At 70.7% G+C, this 22,459-nt stretch carries 17 protein-coding genes and 1 pseudogene; 10 read left to right on the forward strand and 8 right to left on the reverse strand.

Translation table 11 applies throughout. The features are described 5' to 3' along the window. Positions 1–208 (forward strand): annotated as a pseudogene (locus KIP79_RS29605) (CBM35 domain-containing protein); the annotation flags it as partial. A 255-nt stretch (positions 209–463) separates the two neighbouring features. Here the strand turns inward: KIP79_RS29605 and KIP79_RS29610 are convergent. Continuing rightward, a complete protein-coding gene (locus KIP79_RS29610; RefSeq protein WP_214108233.1) occupies positions 464–802 on the reverse strand; it encodes a LacI family DNA-binding transcriptional regulator in 339 nt (112 codons plus the stop codon). A 106-nt stretch (positions 803–908) separates the two neighbouring features. Here KIP79_RS29610 and KIP79_RS29615 point away from each other — a divergent pair, with 106 nt between their 5' ends. The 3 genes from KIP79_RS29615 to KIP79_RS29625 are packed head-to-tail and all read left to right on the forward strand — an operon-like array spanning position 909 to position 2,949. Next, positions 909–1,217 carry a protealysin inhibitor emfourin gene (locus KIP79_RS29615; RefSeq protein ID WP_214108234.1) on the forward strand — a complete coding sequence of 103 codons (309 nt, stop codon included), beginning with the start codon at positions 909–911 and terminating at the stop codon, positions 1,215–1,217. Continuing rightward, positions 1,214–1,627 carry a hypothetical protein gene (locus tag KIP79_RS29620; protein WP_214108235.1) on the forward strand — a complete coding sequence of 138 codons (414 nt, stop codon included), beginning with the start codon at positions 1,214–1,216 and terminating at the stop codon, positions 1,625–1,627. The genes KIP79_RS29615 and KIP79_RS29620 overlap by 4 nt, the downstream gene beginning before the upstream one ends. Positions 1,628–1,647: 20 nt before the next feature. After that, positions 1,648–2,949 (forward strand): hypothetical protein, encoded by a 1,302-nt coding sequence (locus tag KIP79_RS29625; RefSeq protein WP_214108236.1) that lies wholly within the window; start codon positions 1,648–1,650, stop codon positions 2,947–2,949. 3 nt (positions 2,950–2,952) lie between these two features. Here KIP79_RS29625 and KIP79_RS29630 read toward each other — a convergent pair whose 3' ends face one another. The 4 genes from KIP79_RS29630 to KIP79_RS29645 are packed head-to-tail and all read right to left on the reverse strand — an operon-like array spanning position 2,953 to position 7,546. Then, positions 2,953–3,348, reverse strand: a complete 396-nt coding sequence (locus tag KIP79_RS29630; protein ID WP_214108237.1) for a Zn-ribbon domain-containing OB-fold protein — start codon at positions 3,346–3,348, stop codon at positions 2,953–2,955. A 10-nt stretch (positions 3,349–3,358) separates the two neighbouring features. Continuing rightward, positions 3,359–4,507 (reverse strand): thiolase family protein, encoded by a 1,149-nt coding sequence (locus tag KIP79_RS29635; protein ID WP_214108238.1) that lies wholly within the window; start codon positions 4,505–4,507, stop codon positions 3,359–3,361. Then, complete coding sequence (locus tag KIP79_RS29640; RefSeq protein WP_214108239.1) at positions 4,504–5,274, reverse strand: crotonase/enoyl-CoA hydratase family protein; 771 nt, start codon at positions 5,272–5,274, stop codon at positions 4,504–4,506. Before KIP79_RS29640 ends, KIP79_RS29635 begins: the two co-directional genes overlap by 4 nt. After that, entirely contained in the window at positions 5,267–7,546 is a 2,280-nt protein-coding gene (locus KIP79_RS29645) for a CaiB/BaiF CoA transferase family protein (protein ID WP_214108240.1), read from the reverse strand. Before KIP79_RS29645 ends, KIP79_RS29640 begins: the two co-directional genes overlap by 8 nt. Positions 7,547–7,701: 155 nt before the next feature. On the opposite strand from KIP79_RS29645, the gene KIP79_RS29650 reads away from it, so the two are divergent. The 3 genes from KIP79_RS29650 (at position 7,702) to KIP79_RS29660 (ending at position 12,309) form a co-directional block, all read left to right on the forward strand. Continuing rightward, a complete protein-coding gene (locus KIP79_RS29650; protein WP_214108241.1) occupies positions 7,702–8,616 on the forward strand; it encodes a LysR family transcriptional regulator in 915 nt (304 codons plus the stop codon). 141 nt (positions 8,617–8,757) lie between these two features. Then, positions 8,758–10,155 (forward strand): MFS transporter, encoded by a 1,398-nt coding sequence (locus tag KIP79_RS29655; protein ID WP_214108242.1) that lies wholly within the window; start codon positions 8,758–8,760, stop codon positions 10,153–10,155. A gap of 144 nt (positions 10,156–10,299) precedes the next feature. Continuing rightward, on the forward strand, positions 10,300–12,309 hold the full coding sequence (locus KIP79_RS29660) for a HelD family protein (protein ID WP_250214055.1): 2,010 nt from the start codon (positions 10,300–10,302) through the stop codon (positions 12,307–12,309). Here KIP79_RS29660 and KIP79_RS29665 read toward each other — a convergent pair. After that, positions 12,302–13,651 (reverse strand): SGNH/GDSL hydrolase family protein, encoded by a 1,350-nt coding sequence (locus tag KIP79_RS29665; protein WP_250214056.1) that lies wholly within the window; start codon positions 13,649–13,651, stop codon positions 12,302–12,304. The two genes, KIP79_RS29660 and KIP79_RS29665, sit on opposite strands and share 8 nt — an antisense overlap. Positions 13,652–14,098: 447 nt before the next feature. On the opposite strand from KIP79_RS29665, the gene KIP79_RS29670 reads away from it, so the two are divergent. Then, positions 14,099–14,869: a carboxypeptidase-like regulatory domain-containing protein gene (locus KIP79_RS29670; protein ID WP_214108243.1), complete on the forward strand. Its 771-nt coding sequence runs from the start codon at positions 14,099–14,101 to the stop codon at positions 14,867–14,869. Positions 14,870–14,904: 35 nt separating this feature from the next. On the opposite strand, the gene KIP79_RS29675 is transcribed toward KIP79_RS29670, so the two are convergent. Continuing rightward, the gene (locus tag KIP79_RS29675) at positions 14,905–15,300 is read right to left on the reverse strand and encodes a hypothetical protein (protein WP_214108244.1); all 396 of its coding nucleotides are present in this window, start codon (positions 15,298–15,300) and stop codon (positions 14,905–14,907) included. A gap of 353 nt (positions 15,301–15,653) precedes the next feature. Between KIP79_RS29675 and KIP79_RS29680 the strand changes: the two genes are divergently transcribed. Then, positions 15,654–16,364 (forward strand): alpha/beta fold hydrolase, encoded by a 711-nt coding sequence (locus KIP79_RS29680; RefSeq protein ID WP_214108245.1) that lies wholly within the window; start codon positions 15,654–15,656, stop codon positions 16,362–16,364. A 103-nt stretch (positions 16,365–16,467) separates the two neighbouring features. Then, a complete protein-coding gene (locus KIP79_RS29685) occupies positions 16,468–17,517 on the forward strand; it encodes a DUF2293 domain-containing protein (protein WP_214108246.1) in 1,050 nt (349 codons plus the stop codon). A gap of 2 nt (positions 17,518–17,519) precedes the next feature. Here KIP79_RS29685 and KIP79_RS29690 read toward each other — a convergent pair whose 3' ends face one another. After that, entirely contained in the window at positions 17,520–22,457 is a 4,938-nt protein-coding gene (locus tag KIP79_RS29690; protein WP_214108247.1) for a DNA repair ATPase, read from the reverse strand. Positions 22,458–22,459 lie beyond the last annotated feature (2 nt).

The following is a 22,459-nucleotide window of genomic DNA, read 5'->3' on the forward strand; positions in this document are numbered from 1 at the left end:
CTCGATCCGGGTGGACGGGATCGGCGCGCTGGGCTCCTCGGTCACCGCCACCCTGGAGTACACCCCGGGCACCGGACGCACGACGAACGTGTCCGGGCCGACCACGGTGTCCTCGACCGCCTACACCCTCACCAACGGAAGCCTCACCATCCCGATCGCCAACCAGGACGCCAACCGGGCCTACCGCCTGGTCCTGACCCCGCGCTGACTCCTCCCCGAGCAGTTTCCTCCCCGAGCGGTTTCCTCGCTGGGCGGTTTCCTCGCTGGGCGGTTTCCTCGCCGGGCGGCGAACGCATCGGGCCATCGGCACCCCCGAGCGCCGATGGCCCTTCGCGTTCCCGCGCACCCGGTGACCAGGGCGCTCGCGTGGTCGCCGGGCGGTCAGGCCGGCGCCGGGCCGCTGCTCTCGCGGACGATCAGTTCCGGCTCGCTCCAGACCGGAACGGCCGGCGCGGCCTCCGGGTCAAGCCGGCTCCAGGTCGGGCTCCAGCACGCTGATGCCCACCGAGAAGCCCGCCCTCCTGGCCGCCTCCTCCATGCCGCGCAGCGTGGCGGCCGCGCCGTACAGGGCGGTGTCGGAGGTCAGCACGGTGACCGACCGCGCCGGGCCGCCGGCCAGCGCCTGGGCCAGCCGGTTGGGGCGGTAGCCGAGCTCGGCGATGACCTGCAGGACCTTGGCCCTGGTCGCCTCGCTCACCCTGGCCTTGCCGTTGATGACACGGGAGACGGTCTGCTGGGAGACCCCGGCCACCCGGGCGACATCCCAGATGCTCGCGGACCGGCCGCGAGGAGCGTCGTCCATGTGACCGGTAACTCCCATAGCCCCAAATCTATCCCTTGCAAGCATTCGTCAAGCGAGGCTGATCACACTAGACCGCCGGAAATTTCCGAAGAGGGAGACGATTACGGTGTCTGGCACGACGCTACGGGTCCGCCTCCGCCTTACCGGGGGGCTGCCGCCGCTGGACCGAAGCGTCCCCGTGGACGCCTCCCAGCTGCCCGCCGACGCGGCACGTGAGCTGGAATCGCTGCTCAGAGCGCTGCCCGCCGAGGACTTCCGTGGCCTGTTCCCCCCACCGGTGCCCGATTCGACGTTCTACGAACTGCACGTCGAGCGGGACGGCGAGCGCCGCTCCTACTGGTACCACGAGGGCAGCCTGCCGCCCGAGATCCGGCCGCTCGTCCAGTTCCTGCTGAACACCGCAGGCAGCGCGTGACGCTGGGAGACTGGGCGAGGTACGCGATCATCGTCCTGGCGGTGGCGATCCCGCTCGGCTCCTACCTGTACGCCCGGAGGATGCCGAAATTCCAGCCGCCACGATGGACGAACGAGGAGTTGCGTACCTCCTACGAAGCCCTCAGCTCCGGCAGCCCGGCCGCCGCCGGGCTGGCCCGCCCAATCGGCACGCACGTGTACACCCTCGGTGTGGTCCAGGCGCTCTGGCCCGGCCCCAAGGGCAGGTACGACCTGCGCTTCCAGGTCAGGGTGCTCGACGCGACGGTGGTGACGGCGACCTTCGCGCAGCGACTGTGGTGGCGCCACCCCAACGTGCGTCCGGGTGACCTCGTCGTGGTCTTCCACACACCGGGAACCGGCTCCGGGCTCCTCACCCGCGTGTTCCGATAAATGGCAGAAACAGGGATCGAATGAGTTTTGACTGGTTCGGCGTCATCCTGGACTTCGGTTCCATGCTGGATGAGCCGGGATCCAAGGCCGCCATAGGGCTCCAAGCGCTCACCGACGACCTCGGGCTGAGATTCGTGCCCAAAGACGTGCCGCGGCACGAGTCCGAACACTGGGCGGACTGGCTGCAGACGGTAGGGGAAGCCGGGACGCCCGCGCTCCTGGCCCGGCTGGAGCACCCGAGCCTGGCGGTCCGGCGTGCGTCCGCGTTCGTGCTGACCTACTGCTCCGATCCCCTGCTACCCGAAGCACTGCGCGCCCACCTTGAGAAGGAGCAGGACGCGCCCACCACGCTCACTCTCCTGATCGCCCTCGGCGGGTTTCCCGAGCAGCGTGCGTACCTGCGCGAGCTCACGACCCCCACGCATGCGCCGATCACCCGCTGCGGCGCCGCGCTGGGCCTGGTGATGCGGCCGTTCAAGGTGTCACGATTCGAGGAGGATCCCACCGCGGGCGCCGAACTCGACGACCACGTGATCGAGGCGCTGACGATCGGCTTCACCGACGACGATGTCGCCTCCCACGTGCGGGAGCTCCCCTGGACGGAACCGGAGTGGAACCACCTCGAAGACGTCGTCGACATGCAGCTGCGCCCGCTCGCCGACGCGCTGGCCCGCTGGCTGACCAGGATGCTCACCCTGGTCCAGGACGGACAGGTCCACAGCACGTGGGCCGAAAGCCTGTGCTGGGACGCGGGCGACCTGCACAATCGCCATCCGGGGCTGGGCGAGCCGCTGGGCCGGCTCGTCGGGGAACTGCTCCGGCATCCGGAGACCAACGTGCGGCTGGCCGCCATGCGGAGCATCTCGTGCTGGCTCGGCGACCCGGAGGACCCGGCCAGGGCGCGCCACCTCGACCAGATCGCCGCCGCGCTCGACACGCCCGGGCTGGACGAAATGGCGCTCGGCGTCCTCATCACCCACGGTGACCCCAGGTGCGTGCCCACGCTGCAGCGGATGATCCGCGAGGAGTCCATGTCGCTCAGGATGGACGGGCCACGAAACCTGCAAACGAACACGACGCTGCTGAATTCCCTGCTGTCCAAGGCCGCTCCGTTCGCGGAGGAGCTGATGCCCGCCGTACGCGCCCGGCTGGCCTCCGAAGAAGACCCGCAGGAACTGGTGCAGCTGATCCGAGCCATCACGCCATGGGCCGGACTCCAGGCGGCGCTGCCCGAACTCCGAGGGTTGGAGGAGTCGCCCGAGCGCTGGACGTACGGAGAGCCGAAAGAACTCCGCAACCTCCTGAACCGGCTCGCGGGTTAGCCGTCAGGGTGCCTTCCACACTCTGGCGGGAGTGAAAACGGGGACGGCCTCGCCTCCTTCGGGGTGTTCGAAAGTGGCGCGGACCCGCAGGTCGGCCAGGTCCTCGGGGAGGTCCCCGGTGAGCTGGAGTTGGAGCCATGGGCCCTCGTCGAGTTCGACGATCCCGACTGTGTAGGGCGGCAGGCCCTTGGTGTGGACGACGGACCACGTCACCACCTTTCCCGTACCGGCGGCCGGGGCCCACGACAGGCCGGGCGAGGCGCAGTGCGGGCAGGTGCGGGCCTGGGGCGCGGACCAGCCGTCGCAGGTGTCGCAGTGGCGGATCAGCAGGTCGCCGCGTGCGGTGCCGTCGAAGAATTCGGCGGTGGCCGCGTCGCGCTGGACGATTCCCACGGGCATCGGCGGGCTCCTATCGCGGGTTCGGGCTGAGGATGAGGGTCGAGTGGTGGTCGAGCAGGCCGCCGTTGCCGCTGACCAGCACCAGGTCGTGCCGGGGGACCTGACGCTCGCCACCCTGGCCACGTGCCTGGATGACGGCCTCCGACAGCGGTGTCATGCCCCACATGTAGTACGAGGACAGCTGGCCGCCGCCGGTGTTGACCGCCAGCGAACCGAGCGCGCCGCCGGCCACGAAGGGGCCACCTTCGCCCTTGGCGCAGAAGCCGTAGTCCTCCAGGGAGAGGAGCACGGTGAAGGTGTAGCAGTCGTACAGCTCGACGACGTCGATGTCGGCGATGGTCACCCCGGCCATCTTGAGTGCGGTCGGGCCGGAGATCGCCGCACCGCTGACCAGGCCGAGTTCGCTGCCGGGGCCCATGACATAGCCGGGATGGGCCTGGCCCCAGCCGAGGATGTGCACGGCCGGTTGGGGCAGGTCGGCGGCGCGGTCGGCGGAGGTGACGATGACCGCGACGCCGCCGTTGCTGACCAGGCAGCAGTCGAGCAGGTGGAGGGGCTCGGCGATCCACCGGGAGTTCTGGTGGTCGGCCAGGGTGATCGGATCGCGCATCTGGGCCAGCGGGTTCTTCGCCGCCCAGGCCCGCTGGGCGACCGCGATGTGGCCGAGTTGCTCGCTGGTGGTGCCGTATGTCCGCATGTGGCGGCGGGTGGCCAGAGCGTACATCGTGTTCGCGCTGTAGATGCCGGAGGCCGCGGCCAAGCCCTGCCAGCCGGCGGGTCTCCTTCCGGCGCCCGCGTAGGCGGCCCCCGCCCCTGACGAAGGGTCCTTCAGGGGGGCGTCGGCGAAGACGCAGGCCACCACGTCCACCATGCCGGACTCAACGGCCATGGCGGCGTACTGGACCATGGCTCCGGCGGAGGAGCCGTACGCCTGGACCTCCGACAGCAGTCGCAGGTCGCGCAGGCCCAGGTCCCGCTGGAGGTTAAGGCCGACGTCGCCGCTGATGCCGGTGTTGGTCAGCAGTCCGTCGATGTCGGACACGGTCAGGCCCGCGTCGGCGGCGGCCAGCCGGACCGCGTCGGCGGCGAACTCCGGTGCGGTACGCCCGTAGACCTTGCCCATCTCGGTGATGCCGAGACCGGCGATGACGGCGCTCATCGGCCCTCCCACACGGGGGCGCGCTTCTCGGCGAACGCGCGCGGCCCCTCCTTCGCGTCCGCCGACTTCATGATCAGCTCTGCTTCGGCCGCCGAGCGGGCCCAGGCGGCCTCCTCGGAGAAGCCGCGGGCGATGCGCTTGCTGGCCTGCACCGACAACGGCGCGTTGGCGCAGACGCGCCCGGCCAGCTCAAGCGCGGCCGCGACCACCTGGTCCTGCGGCACGACCCGGTTGACCAGACCGAGCCGGAGCGCCTCGGCGGCCGGGACGGGATCGCCGGTCAGCAGGATCTCCATGGCGACCTTGGCGGGCAACTGCTGGATCAGCCGGAACGCCCCGCCCGCGCCCGCGATGATGCCGCGTTTCACCTCCGGCAGGCCGAAGGCGGCCGTTTCTGCGGCCACCACCAGGTCGGCCCACAGGGCGATCTCGGTGCCACCGCCGAGCGCGAACCCGTTGACGGCGGCGATGACGGGCTTGCTGATCGGATGCGTGACACATCCGGCGAATCCCCAGTGCGGTTTCAGCCCTTCGGTGGTGAACTCGCCCCGGGCCACCGCCTTCAGGTCGGCTCCGGCGCAGAACGCCTTGTCCCCCGCCCCGGTCAGCACCACCGCCCGGACCGAGGGATCGGCGTCGGCCTCGTCGAGGGCCTCCCCCACGGCCCGGGTCAACGCGGCGTTGACGGCGTTGCGTACCTCCGGGCGGTTCAATGTGATCAACATGACGTGGTCACGGCGCTCGACGAGCGCGGCGGGCTCAGTCATGATCGGCTCCTTCCAGTACACCGGCCTCGATCAGGGCCTGAATCTCCGACTCGGCCAGGCCGAGCAGTTTGGCGGCCACCACCCGGGTGTGCTCCCCCGCCAGGGGAGCCGGGCGGAGTTCGGGGTCGGCCACCCCCCGGAACGTGGCGGGCCCGTTCTCGGTACGCACCACATGGTCGACATGCGGCTGGCGCATCTCCCGCAGGAACCCCCGCGCGACCAGCTGCGGATCCTCCAGGTACTCGATGACCCGCTGCATCATCCCGGCGGGCACCCCGGCGGCCTGCAGAACTTCCATGCACTCGCGCGGCGGCCGGGCAGCCGTCCAGGCGGCGAGGTCCGCGGCGACCTCGCGCAGCCGGCGCCGCTGCTCGTCGGTCTCGGCCGCGACGACGATCCACTCGTCGTCGCCCGCGCACGGGAAGATCCCCTGGAAGAGATCCCCCTGGTCGCTGAACGAGCCAGGCGCCAGCGACTCCTGCAGGAAGTTCGTGGCGAACTGGGTGAGGATCGTCTCGGCCTGCGCGACGCTGACCGTCGCGCCCTTCCCGGTACGGCGCCGCGCGATCAGCGCCGCCAGCACGCCCACCGCGCCCACCCGGGCGGCGATGTGGTCGGGATAGATCGTGATGGCGTCGCAGAACCCCGCCTCGACCCCGTGGTCCCGCCACAACATGGTCAGCCCGGTCGAGGCGCGGACGAGCGGGCCGTACCCCATTCGCCTGCTCCACGGCCCGGTCGCGCCGAAGGCGCTGCTGTCGGCCATGATGACGCGCGGATTCAGCGCGCTGATGACGTCGTAGCCGATGCCGAGGGACTCCAGCGTGCCCGGCTTGAAGTTCGACAGGATGATGTCGGACTCGGCGGCCAGCCGCTTGAACAGCTCCAGCCCTTCGGGGGAACGCAGGTTGATCCCCGCGCTGAGCTTGTTGCGGTGGCCCCAGGTGAAGCTGACGCTGATGGTCTCCCCGGTGAGCGACTGGCGGCTGCCGTCCGGGTACGCCCGGCTCTCAATCTTGATGACCTCGGCGCCCTGGTCGGCCAGGAGCCGCCCGAGCTCGGCGCCGACCACGATCACACCCAGGTCGAGCACCCGCAACCCTTCGAGCGGCCGCCGTTTCGGCGGGACGGGCCGCTTGGCGGGCGGGGCGGGCCGGGTCTCCCCGAACACCTCCGCGTTGTGCTCTCCGACCTCCGGCGCCCGGCGCCGGAAACCGGCGCGGACGCCGTTGACCTCCAGGTACCCGGACGGTAGCCGCCCGGTGAGTCCCGGGGCGACCTCCGCGTCGATGAGACCGCCGCGTGCCAGGAAGTGCGGGCTGTCCAGCACCTCGCCCGGGTCGAGCAGGGCCGCGATCGGCACCCCTCGCTCCTGGCCCTGGGCGACCAGCTCGTCGCGCGTACGGTCCCGGAACAGATCGCCGATCAGCACGTGCAGCCGCTCGGAGGCGCCGAACCTGGCAGCCAGGTTGTCGTATTTCGGGTCGGCGAACTCCGCGGGCTCACCGAGCCAGCCGTACATGCCGCGCCACTGGCGTCTGGCCAGCACGCAGATCCGGACGTAGCCGTCGGCGCAGGGGAAGATCGGGTAGAGGTTGCCCGCCGCGGGCCGGCCGCGTGGCAGGGAGGTGGCCGGCACCCCGCCGGTGGCCGAGCCGCCGATGCCGAAGCCGGGGTCGAGGACCTGCGCGGTCATCTCGTACACCGAGCAGTCGACGTGGTCGCCCACCCCCGTGTCGAGCCGGTTGTAGTACGCCACCAGCGCCGCCCACGCGGCCTGCACGGCGGCGGACTCCCGCGCCAGCGGCCCCGGAGGCAGGACGGGCTCCCGCTCGGGGATGCCCGACCGGGAGAGCACCCCGCCAAGGGCCAGGTGGGTGCCGTCGGTGCCGACCCAGTCGCGGTAGGGCCCGGTCTGCCCGAAGTCGGTGATCGACACGACGACCAGGGCCGGGTTGCGGTCGTGCAGCGCCGCCACGTCGAGGGTGCCCGGACGTTCGGTCTCGATCAGGATGTCCGCCCCGGCGGCCAGGTCGAGCAGCCGGGGATCGTCCAGCGCCAGGGTGACGCCGCGTTTGCCGGCGTTGTGGGTCGCGAAGTACAGGCTCACTCCGTCGTGCAGGGGCGCCCGCTTCCGGGTCGGCGCCCCTCCCGGCGGCTCGACCCTGATCACGTCGGCCCCCAGGTCGGCGAGGAACCGCCCGCACATCTCGGCCTTGCCGTCGGCCAGGTCGATGACCCGGACACCGGCGAGGGGAAGGCCGGTGGGCATGGTTGATCACCCCAATCCGGGAGATTTCAGGTGGATGGCGAGAGGATGTCATGGCTGATTCCGTTCTGTGAACGTCCGAATCCGCAACGTGGTCGTTGCCGGATCCGCAACGCGTGCCTTGACCCGCGGCGACGCCCCGGCACAGACTCCCCGCTATGGACGTGCAGCAACTCCGGTGTTTCGTGGCCGTTGCCGAGGAACTGCATTTCGGCCGCGCCGCCGAGCGGCTGCACCTGACGCCCTCACCGGTCAGCCGCGCCGTCCGCGACCTCGAACGCGAACTCGGCGTCGCCCTGTTCGTCCGCCGCTACCACCAGGTCGAGCTGACCTCCGACGGCCGGGCCCTGCTCGACCCCGTCCGCGACGTCCTGCTCCGCGTGGACAGCCTGAAAGGCCTGGTCAACGCCCCGACGGCGGCCCGCCGCGTGGTGCACGTGGGCGGCACCCACCTGTCCCCGCCCGCGGTGATGGACCACCTGCTGGCGATCACCGAGCAGCGTTTCCCCGGCCACGAGATCGAGGTGACCACGGCGCCGTCCGCCGAACTGCTGCCCGGCCTGGAACGCGGCGATCTCGACCTGGCTCTGGTGCACCTGCCGCTCGACCGCTCCGACCTGGACAGCCTGGTCGTGGCCCGGTACACCTTCTGCGTGGTCACCCGTGCCGACGACCCGCTGGCCGACCGCGACGAGCTGAGCCTGGGCGAGCTCACCGAACGCACCATGACGATCGGCCCCGCCACGGTGCAGCCGACCGTGATGAACCGCTTCCACAAACGGCTGAAGGATGCCGGGATCACCTCGTTCCACCGTATGCCCGACCACGACTCGGCCCTGCTGGCCGCCCACATCCGCCGCAGCCACGGCCTCGCGCTGACCCTGCACCCCCGCCACGGCGGCAGTTCCCGCGTCTTCGACGACGCGGCCTTCGCGGTCGTACCGCTCCGCGACGACCTGGAGTTCCTGCTGGGCGTGGCCTGGGTGCGCCACCGGGCCGACCAGGACGAAGTCGTCCGTGACCTGGTGCGGGCCGTACGCCAGGAGTGGGCCGGGCACACGCTCACGCTCTGACACGTTGCTTTTCCGCGCACGTGCACATGTGGGGATGCGCGATGGTCAACATCGCCGTGGGCTGCCTACGTTCAGCGCACCACATCGATCTGAGCCTCGTGAGGTCCGCGCGAGCCGGCTCATCCTGTGCAAGGAGCCGTGATGTCTCACACCCCCCTCGACTCGTCCGCCCCAGAACCGGCAGCCCTCTCGGCCGGTTCCATCAACGCCCGCATCGACGCGATGCCGAAGGTGGGCCTCAGCCGCGCCGCCTGGTTCGCGCTCATGCTCTGCTTCTTCTTCGCCAACTACGACATCTCCGTCCTCACCATCACCCTGCCCTCGATGCGGGACGAGTTCGGCCTGGCCGGCGCCCAGCTGGGCTACCCCATCACCTGGAACCTGGTCGGCTACTGCGTCGGGGCCTACCTGTTCGGCCACATCGCCGACCGGCACGGCCGGCAGCGGGGGCTCCTGCTGACCATCGCCGCGCTCGGCGTCGGCGGGCTGCTCACCGCGTTCTCGTGGGACGTGTGGTCGCTGACGTTCTTCCGGTTCCTGACCGGCTGCGGGATGGGGGCGGTGCTGGCGCTCTGCTCGGCGTACATCGGCGAGCTGGCCCCCAAGCACCAGCGCGGCGGCTACCTGTCCCGCCTCTACACCGTCGGCACCGTCCTGCTCCTGCTGGCCGGCTTCGCCTCGCTGCCGGTGTTGTCGAACTTCGCCGGGGGCTGGCGCTGGCTGCTGGGCTTCGGCGCACTGGTGCTGCTGGTGCTGCCGCTGGTCAACCGCAGGGCCCTGGTCGAGTCGCCGCGCTGGCTGGTCACGGTGGGCCGGGCCGGGGAGGCCGACCAGATCGTCCGCGACATGGAGTCCCGCGTCGGCCTGCCGCCCGGCGGGACGAACATCACGGCCGAGGCCCCCGTCGAGCAGGCGACCACGTCGGAGGAGGAACGGGTTCCGGCCCGTGCCCTGTTCAAGGCGCCCTACCTGTCCCGGATGCTCATCATCCTGGGCTTCTGGTTCATCTTCTACCTCGCCATGTACGGCTACGCCAGCTACCTCCCCCTGATCCTGGAAGGCATCGGCATCTCCACCTCCGACGCGGTCCTGGTCAGCGTGCTGACCAGGGCGATGCCGCTGATCTCGGCGGTCGCGGCCATGCTCCTGGTGGAACGCATGGAACGCCGGACCATGGTCGTCATCGGCACGCTGGTGTTCGCGGCCTCGCTGCTGCTGATCAGCCTCAACCTCGGGGAGACCGTGGCGACGATCGGCGCGCCGTTCAGCTCGTTCGGGATCGCGTTCATGGCGACGCCGGCGTACACCTACACCGCGGAGGTCTTCCCCACCCGCGCCCGCGGCACCGCCTCCGCCATCGCCGACGGCGTCGGACACCTCGGGGGCGCGGTGACCCCGTTCGTGGTGCTGCCCATCCTCACCACCTACGGCGCCCGCCCGGCGTCGTTCGCGATGGTGGCCCTGCTGCTGGTCGCGGCCGGAATAATCCGGCTCGGCGTACGCACCCGCGACCGGGCGCTGGCGGAGATCGCCACCTGACGTACTTACTGAGTGGCCCTCGACGCGACCCGCGTTCGAGGGCCATTCTGGCGTGGCCACGGCTGACGCCACGGAGTAAGTCAAGCCTTACTTTTCGCGTTTTCGTCCCCATACTGGATGGTCGGGCGGGAGGAGGCATCGGGGATGCGGGAAGACGGCGAGGAGTCGCGGCAGGTCGCGCTGGAGCGTGCGGTGGTGGAGGCGATGTACCGCCGCCTCGATCATGCTCTCGCGGAGGCGCTGGCCGCGCGTAAGCGGGCGCTCGCCGTCGAGATCGACGGTGCCGGGGATCTGTACGCACGCGACGTCGAAGTCGCACGGCTGACGCGCGTGATCGGGGAACTGCGCGGCGCGGAGCGGGCGCTGTGTTTCGGTCGCATCGACGCGGTCGCGGGCGGGTCGTTGCACATCGGCCGGACCGGACTGCGTGACGGGGACGGCGGCGACCTGGTGCTCGTGGACTGGCGCGCGGACGCCGCACGGCCGTTCTACACCGCGACCCCCGTGTCGCCGCTGGGGCTGCGCCGACGGCGCCACCTGCGGCTGGACGGTCGCACGGTGGTGGGCGTCAGCGACGAGATCCTCGACGGGTCCGTACCGGCCGATGAGGATGTCGTCGGGGACGGTCCGCTCGCCGACGTGCTCGGCCGACCACGCAGCGGCCGGATGCGCGACGCGGTCGCGACGCTTCAGGCCGAGCAGGACGCGATCGTCCGGTCACCCCATCAGGGTGTCACCGTGGTGCAGGGCGGGCCGGGTACGGGCAAGACGATCGTCGCCCTGCACCGCGCCGCCTACGTCCTCTACGCGTTCCCCCGGATCGCCGATCGGGGCGTACTCGTGTTCGGTCCGAACCACCGGTTCCTCGACTACATCTCCGACGTGCTGCCCTCCCTCGGCGAGAACGACGTGCGGCTCGCGACCGCGACGGACCTGGTGGGCGTGCGGCCGAGCGCCACCGAGTCCGACGCGGCCGCCCAGCGGAAAGGACGGGGAGAGCTCGCGGTCGCCCTCGCCGGCTGGGTACGCGACCGGCAGCCGCACGGTGTCCCCTTCGAGATCAAGGTCGGTCACGACACGCTCGTCCTGGACGGGCGGACGGTCGACGACGCCCGCACCCACGCCCTCCGGGACGGTCAGGCGTACAACCCCGCGCGTGCGCTGTTCAGAGAGCTCGTGGCCGACGAGCTCGTGGACCTGCTGGAGCGACGCGCGATCGAGACGCTCGACGAGATCGACGCGGACGTGGCGACCATGCTCGACCTGGACCTCGACCAAGCCGTCGCCGCGGACCTGCGCACCCTCGGTCTCGACGAGACCGTCCCCACCGCCGACCTCCCCGAGTTCGACCGGGACGGGATCCGCGCCACGCTCATCGACGACTCCGACTTCGAGGCCGCCATCGACACCGTGTGGCCGCGCCTGGACGCCACCACCGTCCTGGCGGATTACCTCAAGTCCCCTACGGCGGGACTCACCCACGCCGACCTGGCCCTGCTCGACGAGGTACGCAGCCTGGTCGACGGACCGCCGGAACAGGTCTTCGGTCACATCGTGGTGGACGAGGCCCAGGAACTGACCGAGATGGAGTGGCGGATGCTCATGCGCCGCTGCCCCGCCCGCTCGATGACCGTCGTGGGCGACTTCGCGCAGTCCGGATCGGGTACGACGATCCACTCGTGGACGGCGGCACTCGGACCCTTCGTCGGCACCCGATTCGAACCGCACACGCTGACCGTCAACTACCGCACCACCGCGGAAATCCTCGACACCGCCCTCCCGCTCCTCGCCCGCATCGCGCCCGACCAGGAGATATCCCGTTCCATCCGGCACGGCGAACCGCCCCGCATCGTCCACGTCGCGCAGACCGGCCTGCTCGACGACCTCCGCGAACGGCTGCGCCACGAGGCCGAGGCACACCCCGGCGAGTTGGTCGGCGTCATCAGCACTGCCGGACGCGCAGCCGAACTGGCCGCCGGGCTCGACGGAACGGGGGCGATCACGATCGCGGCCCCCGACGCCCGCGGGCTCGAGTTCGACGCCGTCCTCGTCGTCGACCCCGCGGGCATCGAGGCAGGTCGCACGGCCGGCCCTCGCGACCTGTACGTGGCGATGACACGTGCGACCAAACGCCTGTACGTGATCTTTAGTTGAAGCCGAAACCCGGCGGCAGGGGGCTGCGCCTGAACAGCCCGGCCGGTACCGAGTCGGCGATCGCCTTGTAGCCGGTCGGGTTGAAGTGCAGGTGGTCGCCGACGTCGTAGGCGGGCAGGAGTTGCCGCGGGTTGGCCGGATCGCGGGTCACCTTGTCGAAGTCGATGACCGCGTCGAAGCGCCGGCTGCTCCGGATCCACTGGTTGACCCGCTGGCGGGCCGCCTCCCGGTATCCGGCCGGGTCGTCGTACGGGCTGTTGCCGCCGAAGGCGGTCAAGGTCGCACCGTAGACGCGGATGCCCTGTGCGTGGGCGCGCAGGATGATCTGCTCGTACGCCGCGATCAGGTCGGCCGCGACCTGCTGCTGGGCGGCCGCGGTGGCGTCGGCGGTGCCGATGTCGTTGACCCCCTCGAAGACCAGCAGCCATTCCACCCCGCTCTGCGCCAGCACGTCGCGGTCCACCCGGGCCAGGGCGTTGGGGCCGAGCCCGTCGTTGAGCACCCGGTTCCCGCCGGCGGCCTGGTTGAGGATGGCCACCTCGTCGGCGCCGTGCCGGGTGCGCAGCCGGTCCAGCAGCTGGTCGGGCCAGCGGTTGTTCATGTTGGTGGTGGAGCCGCGGCCGTCGGTCAGCGAGTCGCCGAGCATGACCGCCGCCGCGGTCCCGTCCTTGGCCCAGGTCTCGACGCCGCTGAGGAAGTACCAGTGGTCGGTGGGGGTGGCGCCGGGCAGGTCCACGTCGGTGACGTGGTCACCGGCGAGCAGGTGGGAGGTGGTCCGGGAGCCCGGGTGGGAGGTGATGTTGTTGGACGCCTGGCCCTGGGCCAGGTAGACGGTCACCGTGAGGTTGGTCCCGGCGGCGACCTTGAAGTTCAGCGGGTCGGAGACCGCGAGCGCGCCGACCGGGATGGAGACCGAGGGCCTGCCCTGGAAGGTCACCGGCCGGGCGGTGCCCGCCTGGATCGAGCCGACGCCGGCCTGGCCGCCGGCCGGGAGCGCGATGGAGACCTTGGTGATGGGCAGGGCCGTGCCGCCGAACGCGTTGGAGAAGCGCAGCCGCAGCTGCCCGCCGCCGATGGTGACCCGTACGGTCTGCCGCAGCGTGGCGTCGGCCATGACCAGGTTGTCCTGCGTGAACGGCGCGGGCGGCATGTTGTTCGGCTCCGTCAGCTGCGGCATCGACACCCAGCTGTTGACCCAGTGCCCCTTCATCGCGGGCGTGACGGTGACACCGGTGGCCACGCCCAGCGCGGGGTACACGGTGACGACGGCCACCGCGAGAACCGCCGCTATGGCCAGCTTGACGATCGTGTGGTTTCCGTACGCGGACATGAAGCGTTTCATCAACCGGCCTCCCGCCGATACTGCTCATTTCGAGGTACCAGGTACGCCGACGGCATGGCGAAGCCAGGGGCTCCATCCGGGGTACGTTTCGCCAGCGCCGCTCTGTCCGGCCGTCGGCCACCCGACGAGCCGTCGTACGCCGCTGACCACTGGGAGCGCGCGTGTTCAGCCGCTTCGGGCCTCAGTTTCAGCCGCCGCACCACAGGCGTCAACAAGATCTGTCAACACCCACTGCGACCACGCCGACGGCAGCGACCCTGAGCAGGGATCATGCTTCAGAAACTTTTGGAAGCAACCTGAAACTTTCGGACCTCGGATGCGTGCCCGGCGAGAGCGGCGGCTTCGGCGGCAAGTTATCGATCAAGACCGACAAAAGCCGGGCCCGGTAGCCGACCTTCGCTTCGTTTCCAAGTGACCTGCAAGACGGCGATCTTAACGTGCTGCGACATGGGAAGACGGCTGATGATCTACGTCCTGTTGATGACCCTCACCGGGTGCGGGATGGCGGGGATCACTAACGAAGGTCAGGTGAACGGCTCGATGAGACAGGGGGACATCGAACCCGGCGTGCTGAAGGGGCGGGTGGTCGACGCGGCGGGCAGTCCGATTCAGGGGGCCGAGGTTGTCGCCGACAACCAGTTGCTTTACGACAGCAACGGGGTCGTACGGACGAATGACGACGGTTTCTACCGGGTCGAGACGAACATCGGGGCGACCTTCCACGCGACGGGAACGGTGACCAGGCAGTACAACGGTCAGGACTACACCCTGAACCTGGCGCCCGACGACGACGGCCCCTTCGCCGGGCCGAGCGGTGCGATCAGGAACTTCACCTGGAAACTTTCGGGGAAGCGGGCCGACGGTCTCGGCTTCTACGGCGGCAAGGTGCTCTTCAACCTGGACATCACCGATCCGCTCAACCCGAACGCCTTCCTGGAGGACGAGAAGGTGCAGCTCACTCTCACTCCGGACGGTCCCTTGATCGACGGTTCCGAAGGGTCCCCGATCGTGGGGATGGCGACGAGAAACGGCGACGGCTCCGGCCTGGAGGACGTGCCCATCGGCCGTTACCGAATCACCGCCGACTACGAGGGCCGCCCACTCGCCGTGAAGCCACGCAGAGGCGGCGACTACGCGACGGAGGTCGTCGCCGACTTCGCCCCCATCATGACCGGCGTCTACTTCATCGAGTTGGAGCTCGCACTCCCCCGCGGGTGACGGCGCCGCCATACAGGGCCGACGTCGAGGGCGCGTTAACGGAAGTAGAAGAACCGGCCGCCGCCGGCTTCGATTTCCGGGAGGGAGGTTGCGGCCATGCCGAGCGTGTCCACGCCGGACTGTGGATAGCCCGCGCGGCGCAGGACGGCTCTGGCGTGGTCCAGATACTCCGCCAGCACGGCGGGCGTGCGGACCTGCTCGGCCTGCTCGGCCGTGTCGAAGATCAGCCAGACGGATACGTCGTCCGGACTGCCGTCGAACGGGCCGATGATCTGAAGGTCGACGGGCCGGAGCTCCAAACCGTCGAATCCGTCGGCCTCCAACTGCTCGCTCAGAAAGATCATATGGGCAAAGTGGATCTCCGCCTCCTCCGCCTCCCGCTGCTGACGGAGGCGCTTCCTGGCTCTCTTGTTCAGCGGCTTGTCGGTCACGACTCCGTCTCCTAGCCGTGGTTCGGTCCTGCCGTCACGATGAGCCGTTGATCGTGCCGTCGGTCAACTCGTACCCGATACATTTCTGTGACCCTGGATTCGGGTTTTAAAAATCGCCGAGCAAATTCGGCCCCGACCCACCCTTTGTTTGCGCGGCCCAAAAATCGCTGAATCTGCACAGACAATGCGCGCGCTTCATTATTTCCAGCAAAACCACTCGCATGGGTATTTATTGGAGAAATCACGCGCCAATCAAACTTGTAGCCTTCCAGAACATTGCTGGGCCTGTGGCTCCACCAGTACGTTCCGCCGTTGGTATCAGTTGCCGATTTCTTAATCAGGGAGAAAGCGACATGTCTGAAACCTTCGTTCTCATTGCCGGTGGCTGGCACGGCGGCTGGGCCTGGCGACCGGTCGCTCAGTACCTCCGCGCCGCCGGCCATCGCGTCCTCGCCCCGACGATGCCCGGCCTGAACGACGGCGACGACCCCACCGCGTACGAGCTGTGCGACGTCATCTCCTACGTCGTCGACCTGGTCGAACGCAAGGACCTCCGGGATGTGACCCTGGTCGGCCACAGCTGGGCAGGCTACGTCATCACCGGCGCCGTGCCCCGCCTGGTCTCCCGCCTCCGCAAGGTCGTCTACTGGAGTGCCTTCGTCCCCGCCGAAGGCGTCCCGCTCTTCGGCGAGGTACCCCCGCCGTTGCAGGACCTCCTGACCACCCTGGCCAGGCAGTCCGCCGACAACACCGTGCTGATGCCCCTGGAACGCTGGCGGCAGGCCTTCATGCAGGACGCCACCCCCGACGCCCAGGGCATCGTGCACTCCCTGCTGGTCCCCCAGCCCTTCCAGTACCTGACCACCCCCGTCGCCCCGGTCGACTTCGCCCGGCTCGGCGTCCCCGCGGGCTACGTCCTGACCACCGAGGACATCACGCTCACCCCCACCGACTGGACCCGCTTCACCGGCCGCCTCGGCCTGACCCCCACCCTCGCCCCCGGCAGCCACGAGGCCTGCTTCACCCAGCCGGACAGCCTCGCCCGGGCCCTCCTCACCGCCTGACCGATCACCCGGCGCCGAGGCCGCCCCGCTCGACGAGCTGGCGTCACTACTCAACATCATCCATATCCATATCTACTGATGACCGATGGGGCACCCTTGAACGGTGGGAAACGACGGCAAACTGGCCCGGCGGGTGGCGGACGTGGCGGAGAGCGCGTTGGCGCAGCGGAAGCACGTGACGGCGGTCGACGTGATCTGCGGGCTGCGGTGGTCGCGCCCACGGGACGTCGACACCTGGCGGCAGGGACGCGCCGACAGCCTGGAGCGGGTGACCGCGGTCGACGCGGCGAAGATGGCGGACGCGGTGGCCCTCCTGCGCGAGTGGGCGCAGGCGCGCGGGCTGACCGCGACCGAGACCGCGTACGTGTCGGGGAGCCGGGACCGGCGGCAGCTCCGGTTCACCGCCGACGGCGGCGAGGAGCTGGAACAGCGGTTCAGGGTCGAGTGGTACTCCCCCGAGCTGAGCGAGGCGCGCCGCAGGCAGCTCACCGAGCGCCGGAACAAGGCACCGGACCTGGTCGTCGTCGCGAGCTCCGGCCCGTGGTCCTGCGGAGGCTGCGGAGCCACCGGGCCGTACCTCATCATGGAGGACGACCAGCCGCACTGCCTGTCCTGCGCGGACCTGGACCACCTGGTCTTCCTGCCGGCCGGTGACGCGGCGCTGAGCCGCCGGGCCAAGAAGGAGAGCGTGCTCTCCGCGGTGGTCGTCGAGTTCAACCGCCGCAGGAAGCGCTACGAGCGGCGGGGCATCCTCGTCGAGGACGAGGCCCTGGCCCGCGCCGAGGAGCAGTGCCTGGCCGACGAGGAGGTACGGCTGCGCCGGCGCGAACGCGACCGGGTGCGGCGTGAGGAGGGCGACGTCGAGTTCCAGGCGGCGCTGGCCGCGGAGATCCTGCGCCTGTTCCCCGGCTGCCCGGACGAGCGGGCCCAGGAGATCGCCGTCCACGCCGGGCTGCGCGGCAGCGGCAGGGTGGGCCGCACCGCCGCCGCCCGCGTGCTGGACGAGCAGGCCGTCACGCTGGCCGTCATCGCGTCAGTACGGCACCTGGACACCGACTACGACCACCTGCTCATGGCGGGCGTGCCCCGGAGGGAGGCGCGGGACCGCATCCGCCACCGCATCGACCAGGTGCTCACCACCTGGCGCGCCTGATCTCACGAGCCGGCGGCGCGGTCGATGGCCTTCTCCACGTCGCCCACCCGATCCGCGAGCAGGCCGATGGCGCCGACCGCGCGGACCACGGGGTTGTCCTCGGCCCCGCCCAAGGCCCGCGCGCGCAGGTATCCGGCCTTCACCTCGGCCCAGCGGCGTTCCTGCCCCGCGCTCATCCTGCCGCGCAGTTCGGCCAGTTTGAGCAGGTTGGCCTCGGCCTGCGTGGTCAGCGTCTGGGCCTCGCCCACGTAGTGGTCGTCGATGAGCGCCTCGACCTCGTCGTCGTTCATGACGGGGACGATCCGCTCGGCCAGCTTGTTCATGTTCCGGTAGGACCCCTGGAGCCGGAACGGCGGCTCCGTACGCGAGCTGTCGGCCTGCGCCGCCGACGCGATGTACGCCTGGTTGACCGCCAGCACCACTTCCTGGACCCGCAGCAGCCGCCGCAGGACCGCGGTGATCTGGTCCAGCTCGACCTTCGGGTACGGGTGACCGAGACGGTCGGCCCTGGCGTCGGCGTCACCCCGCGCGAGCCGGACGAGGAGCTCCACGTCGGCCCGGTCCCGCGTGGACAACGGCGCCAGCACGGGGTTGGAGGTGAGCGCGTTCTCGATGTAGCTCAACGCGAACAGGTCCTCCCGCCCCGACAGCACGTCACCGAGGTTCCACACGTCGGCCCGGTTGGCCAGCATGTCGGGGACCCGGAACACCTGGCCGGACTCCGTGTACGGGTTGCCCGCCATACAGACGGCGAACCGCTTGCCGCGCAGGTCGTAGGTACGGGTCCGGCCGCCCCACACGCCCTCCATCCGGCGCTGGGCGTCGCACAGCGAGATGAACTTCTGCAGCAGTTCGGGCGAGGTGTGCTGGATGTCGTCGAGGTAGAGCAGGACGTTGTTCCCACACTCCAGCGCGAACGACACCTTCTCGATCTCCTGCCGCGCGGTCGCGTCCGGCGCGTCCGCCGGGTCGAGCGAGGTGACGGCGTGCCCCAGCGCCGGGCCGTTGACCTTGACGAACACCAGGCCCAGCCGGCTCGCGACGTACTCCATGAGGGTGGTCTTGCCGTACCCGGGCGGCGAGATGAGCAGCAGCAGGCCCATCTGGTCGGTCCGCCGCGCGTCCCCCGCCGCCCCGAGTTGCTTGGCCAGGTTGTCGCCGACCAGCGGCAGGTACACCTCGTCGAGCAGCCGGTTGCGCACGAACGCGCTCATCACCTTCGGCCGGTACTCCTCCAGCCGGAGCCGGTCCCGCTCACGGGCCAGCAGCTCGCCGCGCCGCCGCTGGTAGTCGCGGTACGCCGGGACGCGCTCGGTGCGGAACCTCCGCGTACGGGCGAGCACCTCGTCGAGACGGAGCGGGATGCTGCGGCCGGTCAGGCGGGGATGGGCGCCGAGCAGCCCGTCGACGGTGACCGACAGGGTCGCGGCGGCGTCGCGTCGCGGCAGGTCGCAGAGGTGTACGGCCACCGCCTCGGCGAGGTCGCCCTCCCCCGCCGCCACGCCGGGACCGGTGGTCAGGAAGGACCGCAGCCAGGCCGTGACGAGGTGGTGCCGGGCGGCCAGATCGTCGCCGAGCGCCCGCAACTCGTCCTCGACGTCCGTAACGGAGCCGCCGATCGCCTTACGGAAGGCGTCGAGCAGGCGGCGGGCGACGGGACCGGTGGCGAAATCGGGGCCGGTCCCGGCCAGTTCCTCGACGAGGTAGTCACCGGCCACGCCGGACTCCTCCGGCCGCAGGCCCCGGTCGCGCAGGAAAGCCGCCGTCTCCGACGCCAGCTCGGCGGCGAGCTCGCCGATCGCGGCGGACGCGCCCGCGCCGCCCCCGGGCCCGAAGACCGACCTGGCCCTGGCCAGGGACCGGGCCCGGACCGTCCACGCCCGCCGCCGGTCCTCGCCCGCGCCGAACGTCCAGAACAGCTGGGCGGCGGCCCGCGCGCCCGCCGGGAACCGCAGCAGGCCCGCGCCCGCGTGCAGGGGGAGCAATGCGCCGAGGATCGCCGCGGCGTCGTGATCGTGGACGCCGCGCTCGTATCCCTCGTCGTAACGGGTCTCGGCGACACGGCGTACCAGGTCGAGCAGGCCGCCGGAGCCGGCCGCGGCGTGCAGGACCTCCAGCGTCGGCCCGCCCTCGGCCGCGGACTCGGCCTGGTCGAGGATCGAGGTGGCGAGGTACTCGGCGCGGTAGACGTCGGGAGACTCGGAGACGAGCAGCTGGTCCCAGAAGGCCCTGGTCTCCTCGAACGACTCCCCCGGCGGCACCGGGGACCGGTAGCCGGTCCCGGTGAGGGCGAAGGCCATGCGGCCGTCCATCGGGACGAGCGTGAGGTCGACGGGCTGGGTGTTGACCGAGAACCGGTGGCGGCCGAGGCGGATCGTCTCGCCGCCGTCGGCGTACAGGTCGAGCCGGTCCCGCAGCGCGCGGCCCGCGTCGAGGCGGGCCGCCTTGACCTGTCCGTCGAGCTCGTCCGCGCGGACCTGGTCGCCCAGCGACCGCAGCTCCGCCGCGACCGCGCGCAGCTTGGCCACCATCGGGTCCGCGGCGAAGTACGCGTTCACCTCGTCGATCGAGGCCAGGCCGCCGACCCGCCTGCGCACGCTGTCCAGGATGCGCCCGGCCGAGGTGGCCAGTCGCTCCGCACGGCGGGACCGCGCGTCCAGCAACGCCTGCTTGCGCGAGGAGAACGCCTCGTAGACGTCTGTCCGCTTGGCCTCGAGCTCGGTCGCGAAGTCGTCGAAGTCCCCGAACCTGGACTCCAGCTCCTCCAGCCTGAGCAGCAGCCTGCCGAGTTGCTCGTCGCAGCGTTCCGGCGTGTCGGCCAGCGCGAGCGCGCCGGTGACCGCCTGCCCGAGCAGGGCGAACTCCGCGGCGAACTGGGCCCTGCCCTCGGTCGCGAGCAGCTCGCGCCGCCGCGCGTCGAGCGTGGCGCGGGCCCGGTTGACGCCCGCGAGCACCTCGGCGATGCGCTCCAGGATGCCGGTGCGCACGGTCGCGTCGGCGATGTCCAGGCCGCCGACGACCTCGGTGAGGACCTCCAGGCCCTCGCTCTGGCCGGTGAGCCGCTCGGCGACCGCCCCGGACTCCGCGACGGTCCTGATCGCCTCGGCGTCGGCGACCAGCCGCTCGACGTCGGCGTGGTATCCGGCGAACGCGCCCTCCTGCCGGAGGAACGCGACGGCCCGCCGCGCGGCCTCCGCGATCTCGGTCTCGAACTCCGCCGCCAGCGTGTCCACCCGCGCCACGTCGACGTGGCGTCGCTCCCGGAGGGTGACCAGGCGGCCCTGCGCGCGGCGCAGTTCGGCGAGCTGCCCGACCCACTCGCCCGCGGTCTTCGGCGCCTCGCCGCGCGCCTGCCGTACCAGGTCCGCGATCTGCGCGGCGACCTCGTCCAGCGCGGTGGCGGCGGCCTCGGTGAGCGACTGGACGCTCTCGAACTCGTCGAGCACCTGCTCGGCGCTCGACCGGGTGGCCTCGAGCGGCGCGCGCAGGCCCTGCTCGTCCAGCCAGTGGTACTGGTCCTGGATCCGGACGCAGGCGGCGACCAGCGCCTCGAAGACGGGAGCCGCCGGCGCCATCTCGTCGACCATCCGGACGACGGACAGACAGTCGGATATGCCGCGTACCAGCTCGGCGTTGCCGATCCGCTCCAGGGGCCCCGTGCCGACCGGCCGGGCCGCGGCGAACTCGTCCGACACGTACGGCGTCTGCCAGATCTGCATGGGATGGACCCGGGTCGGCTCCTCTGGCGCCGGGCCGCCGGGGACCCGGAAGTAGACGAGTGTGCCGTCCGCGAAGAGCGAGTACCCGTGGCACGTGATCGGGTTGCTCACCTCCTTGCGGATCACGTTGTACGGCAGCAGCAGCGACCGCCCATCGGCCCGCGCGTGGAAGACGTACAGCACGTCCTCGCCGTTCGGCGACCGGATGACCCGCTCGAACTCCAGGTCGGCGACGTCGACGTCGAAGGTCTTCACCGCGCCGGTGGTGAGGTGGTAGCCGCCGGGGAAGATGATCCCCTGGTCCTCGGGCAGCCGCTGGCAGGCCTGCCCGATCCCGTCCAGCCGTACCACGCCCTTGGTCCTGGTGTTGAACACCAGGTGCCGCCACTGCTTCTCGTTGTACGGCCGGACGCGCAGCAGGATCAGCGGGCCGACCCTGGCCCAGTGCACCTCGGCGTCGGCCAGGCTCTGCAGCGGCTCCGCGACCGGTTCCCGGTAGATCCCCTCGCCGGTCTCGGTGTTGTTCTCGATCTTGATAGTCAGGTCGCCGCCGATGGTCTCGACGAACAGCTCGTCGTCGATCGAGATGTGCGGGTGGCGGCCGAGCACGTGGTCGTCCCTGGTGGTGGTGGTCCACTCGAAGTCGTGCGGCGGCGGGAACACGTGGTCGCGCTCGCCCCGGTTGTCGAGGTAGGCGACCTCGCCGTCGGCTCCGAGGTTCCACCGCAGGACGCGGACGTCCTGGGGCCCCGTCTGGAAGACCGCGAGCAGCCGCCCCTCCAGCCGCCTCAGCTGCAGCAGCCGGGTCTCGCTGTAGTAGCGGTACAGCTCGCCGAAGTCGCGCGCGAACCCCTCGTCCTCGAACAGCCCGGGAACCTCGTCGAACCGGAACGCGTCGCCGTCGCGACTGAACCGGTGGAAGGAGAACACATCGCGCACGGTCGTCTCGGACCGCAGCCCGATGAACACGTTGTAGCCGAACAGCATGACCCCGCCCACCGACACGATGTCGCGGGGCACGCAGTTGTTCTCGGTGCGGACCCGGGCGGTGCCGAGCAGGCGGAACTCGGTGCCGCCGAAGGCGTCGAGGCGTTGCGCGTTCAGCGCCTCGACGCGCCGCAGCAGCTCCTTGGCCTGCTCGGCGAGCCTGCTCCGCAGCACCTCGTAGGTGCTGGACTCCAGCTCGGACACGGGCACGGCATCGGTCGTCGACGCGGTCACTG

The sequence above is a fragment of the Acrocarpospora catenulata genome (genome assembly GCF_018476525.1).
Lineage (GTDB): Bacteria > Actinomycetota > Actinomycetes > Streptosporangiales > Streptosporangiaceae > Acrocarpospora > Acrocarpospora catenulata.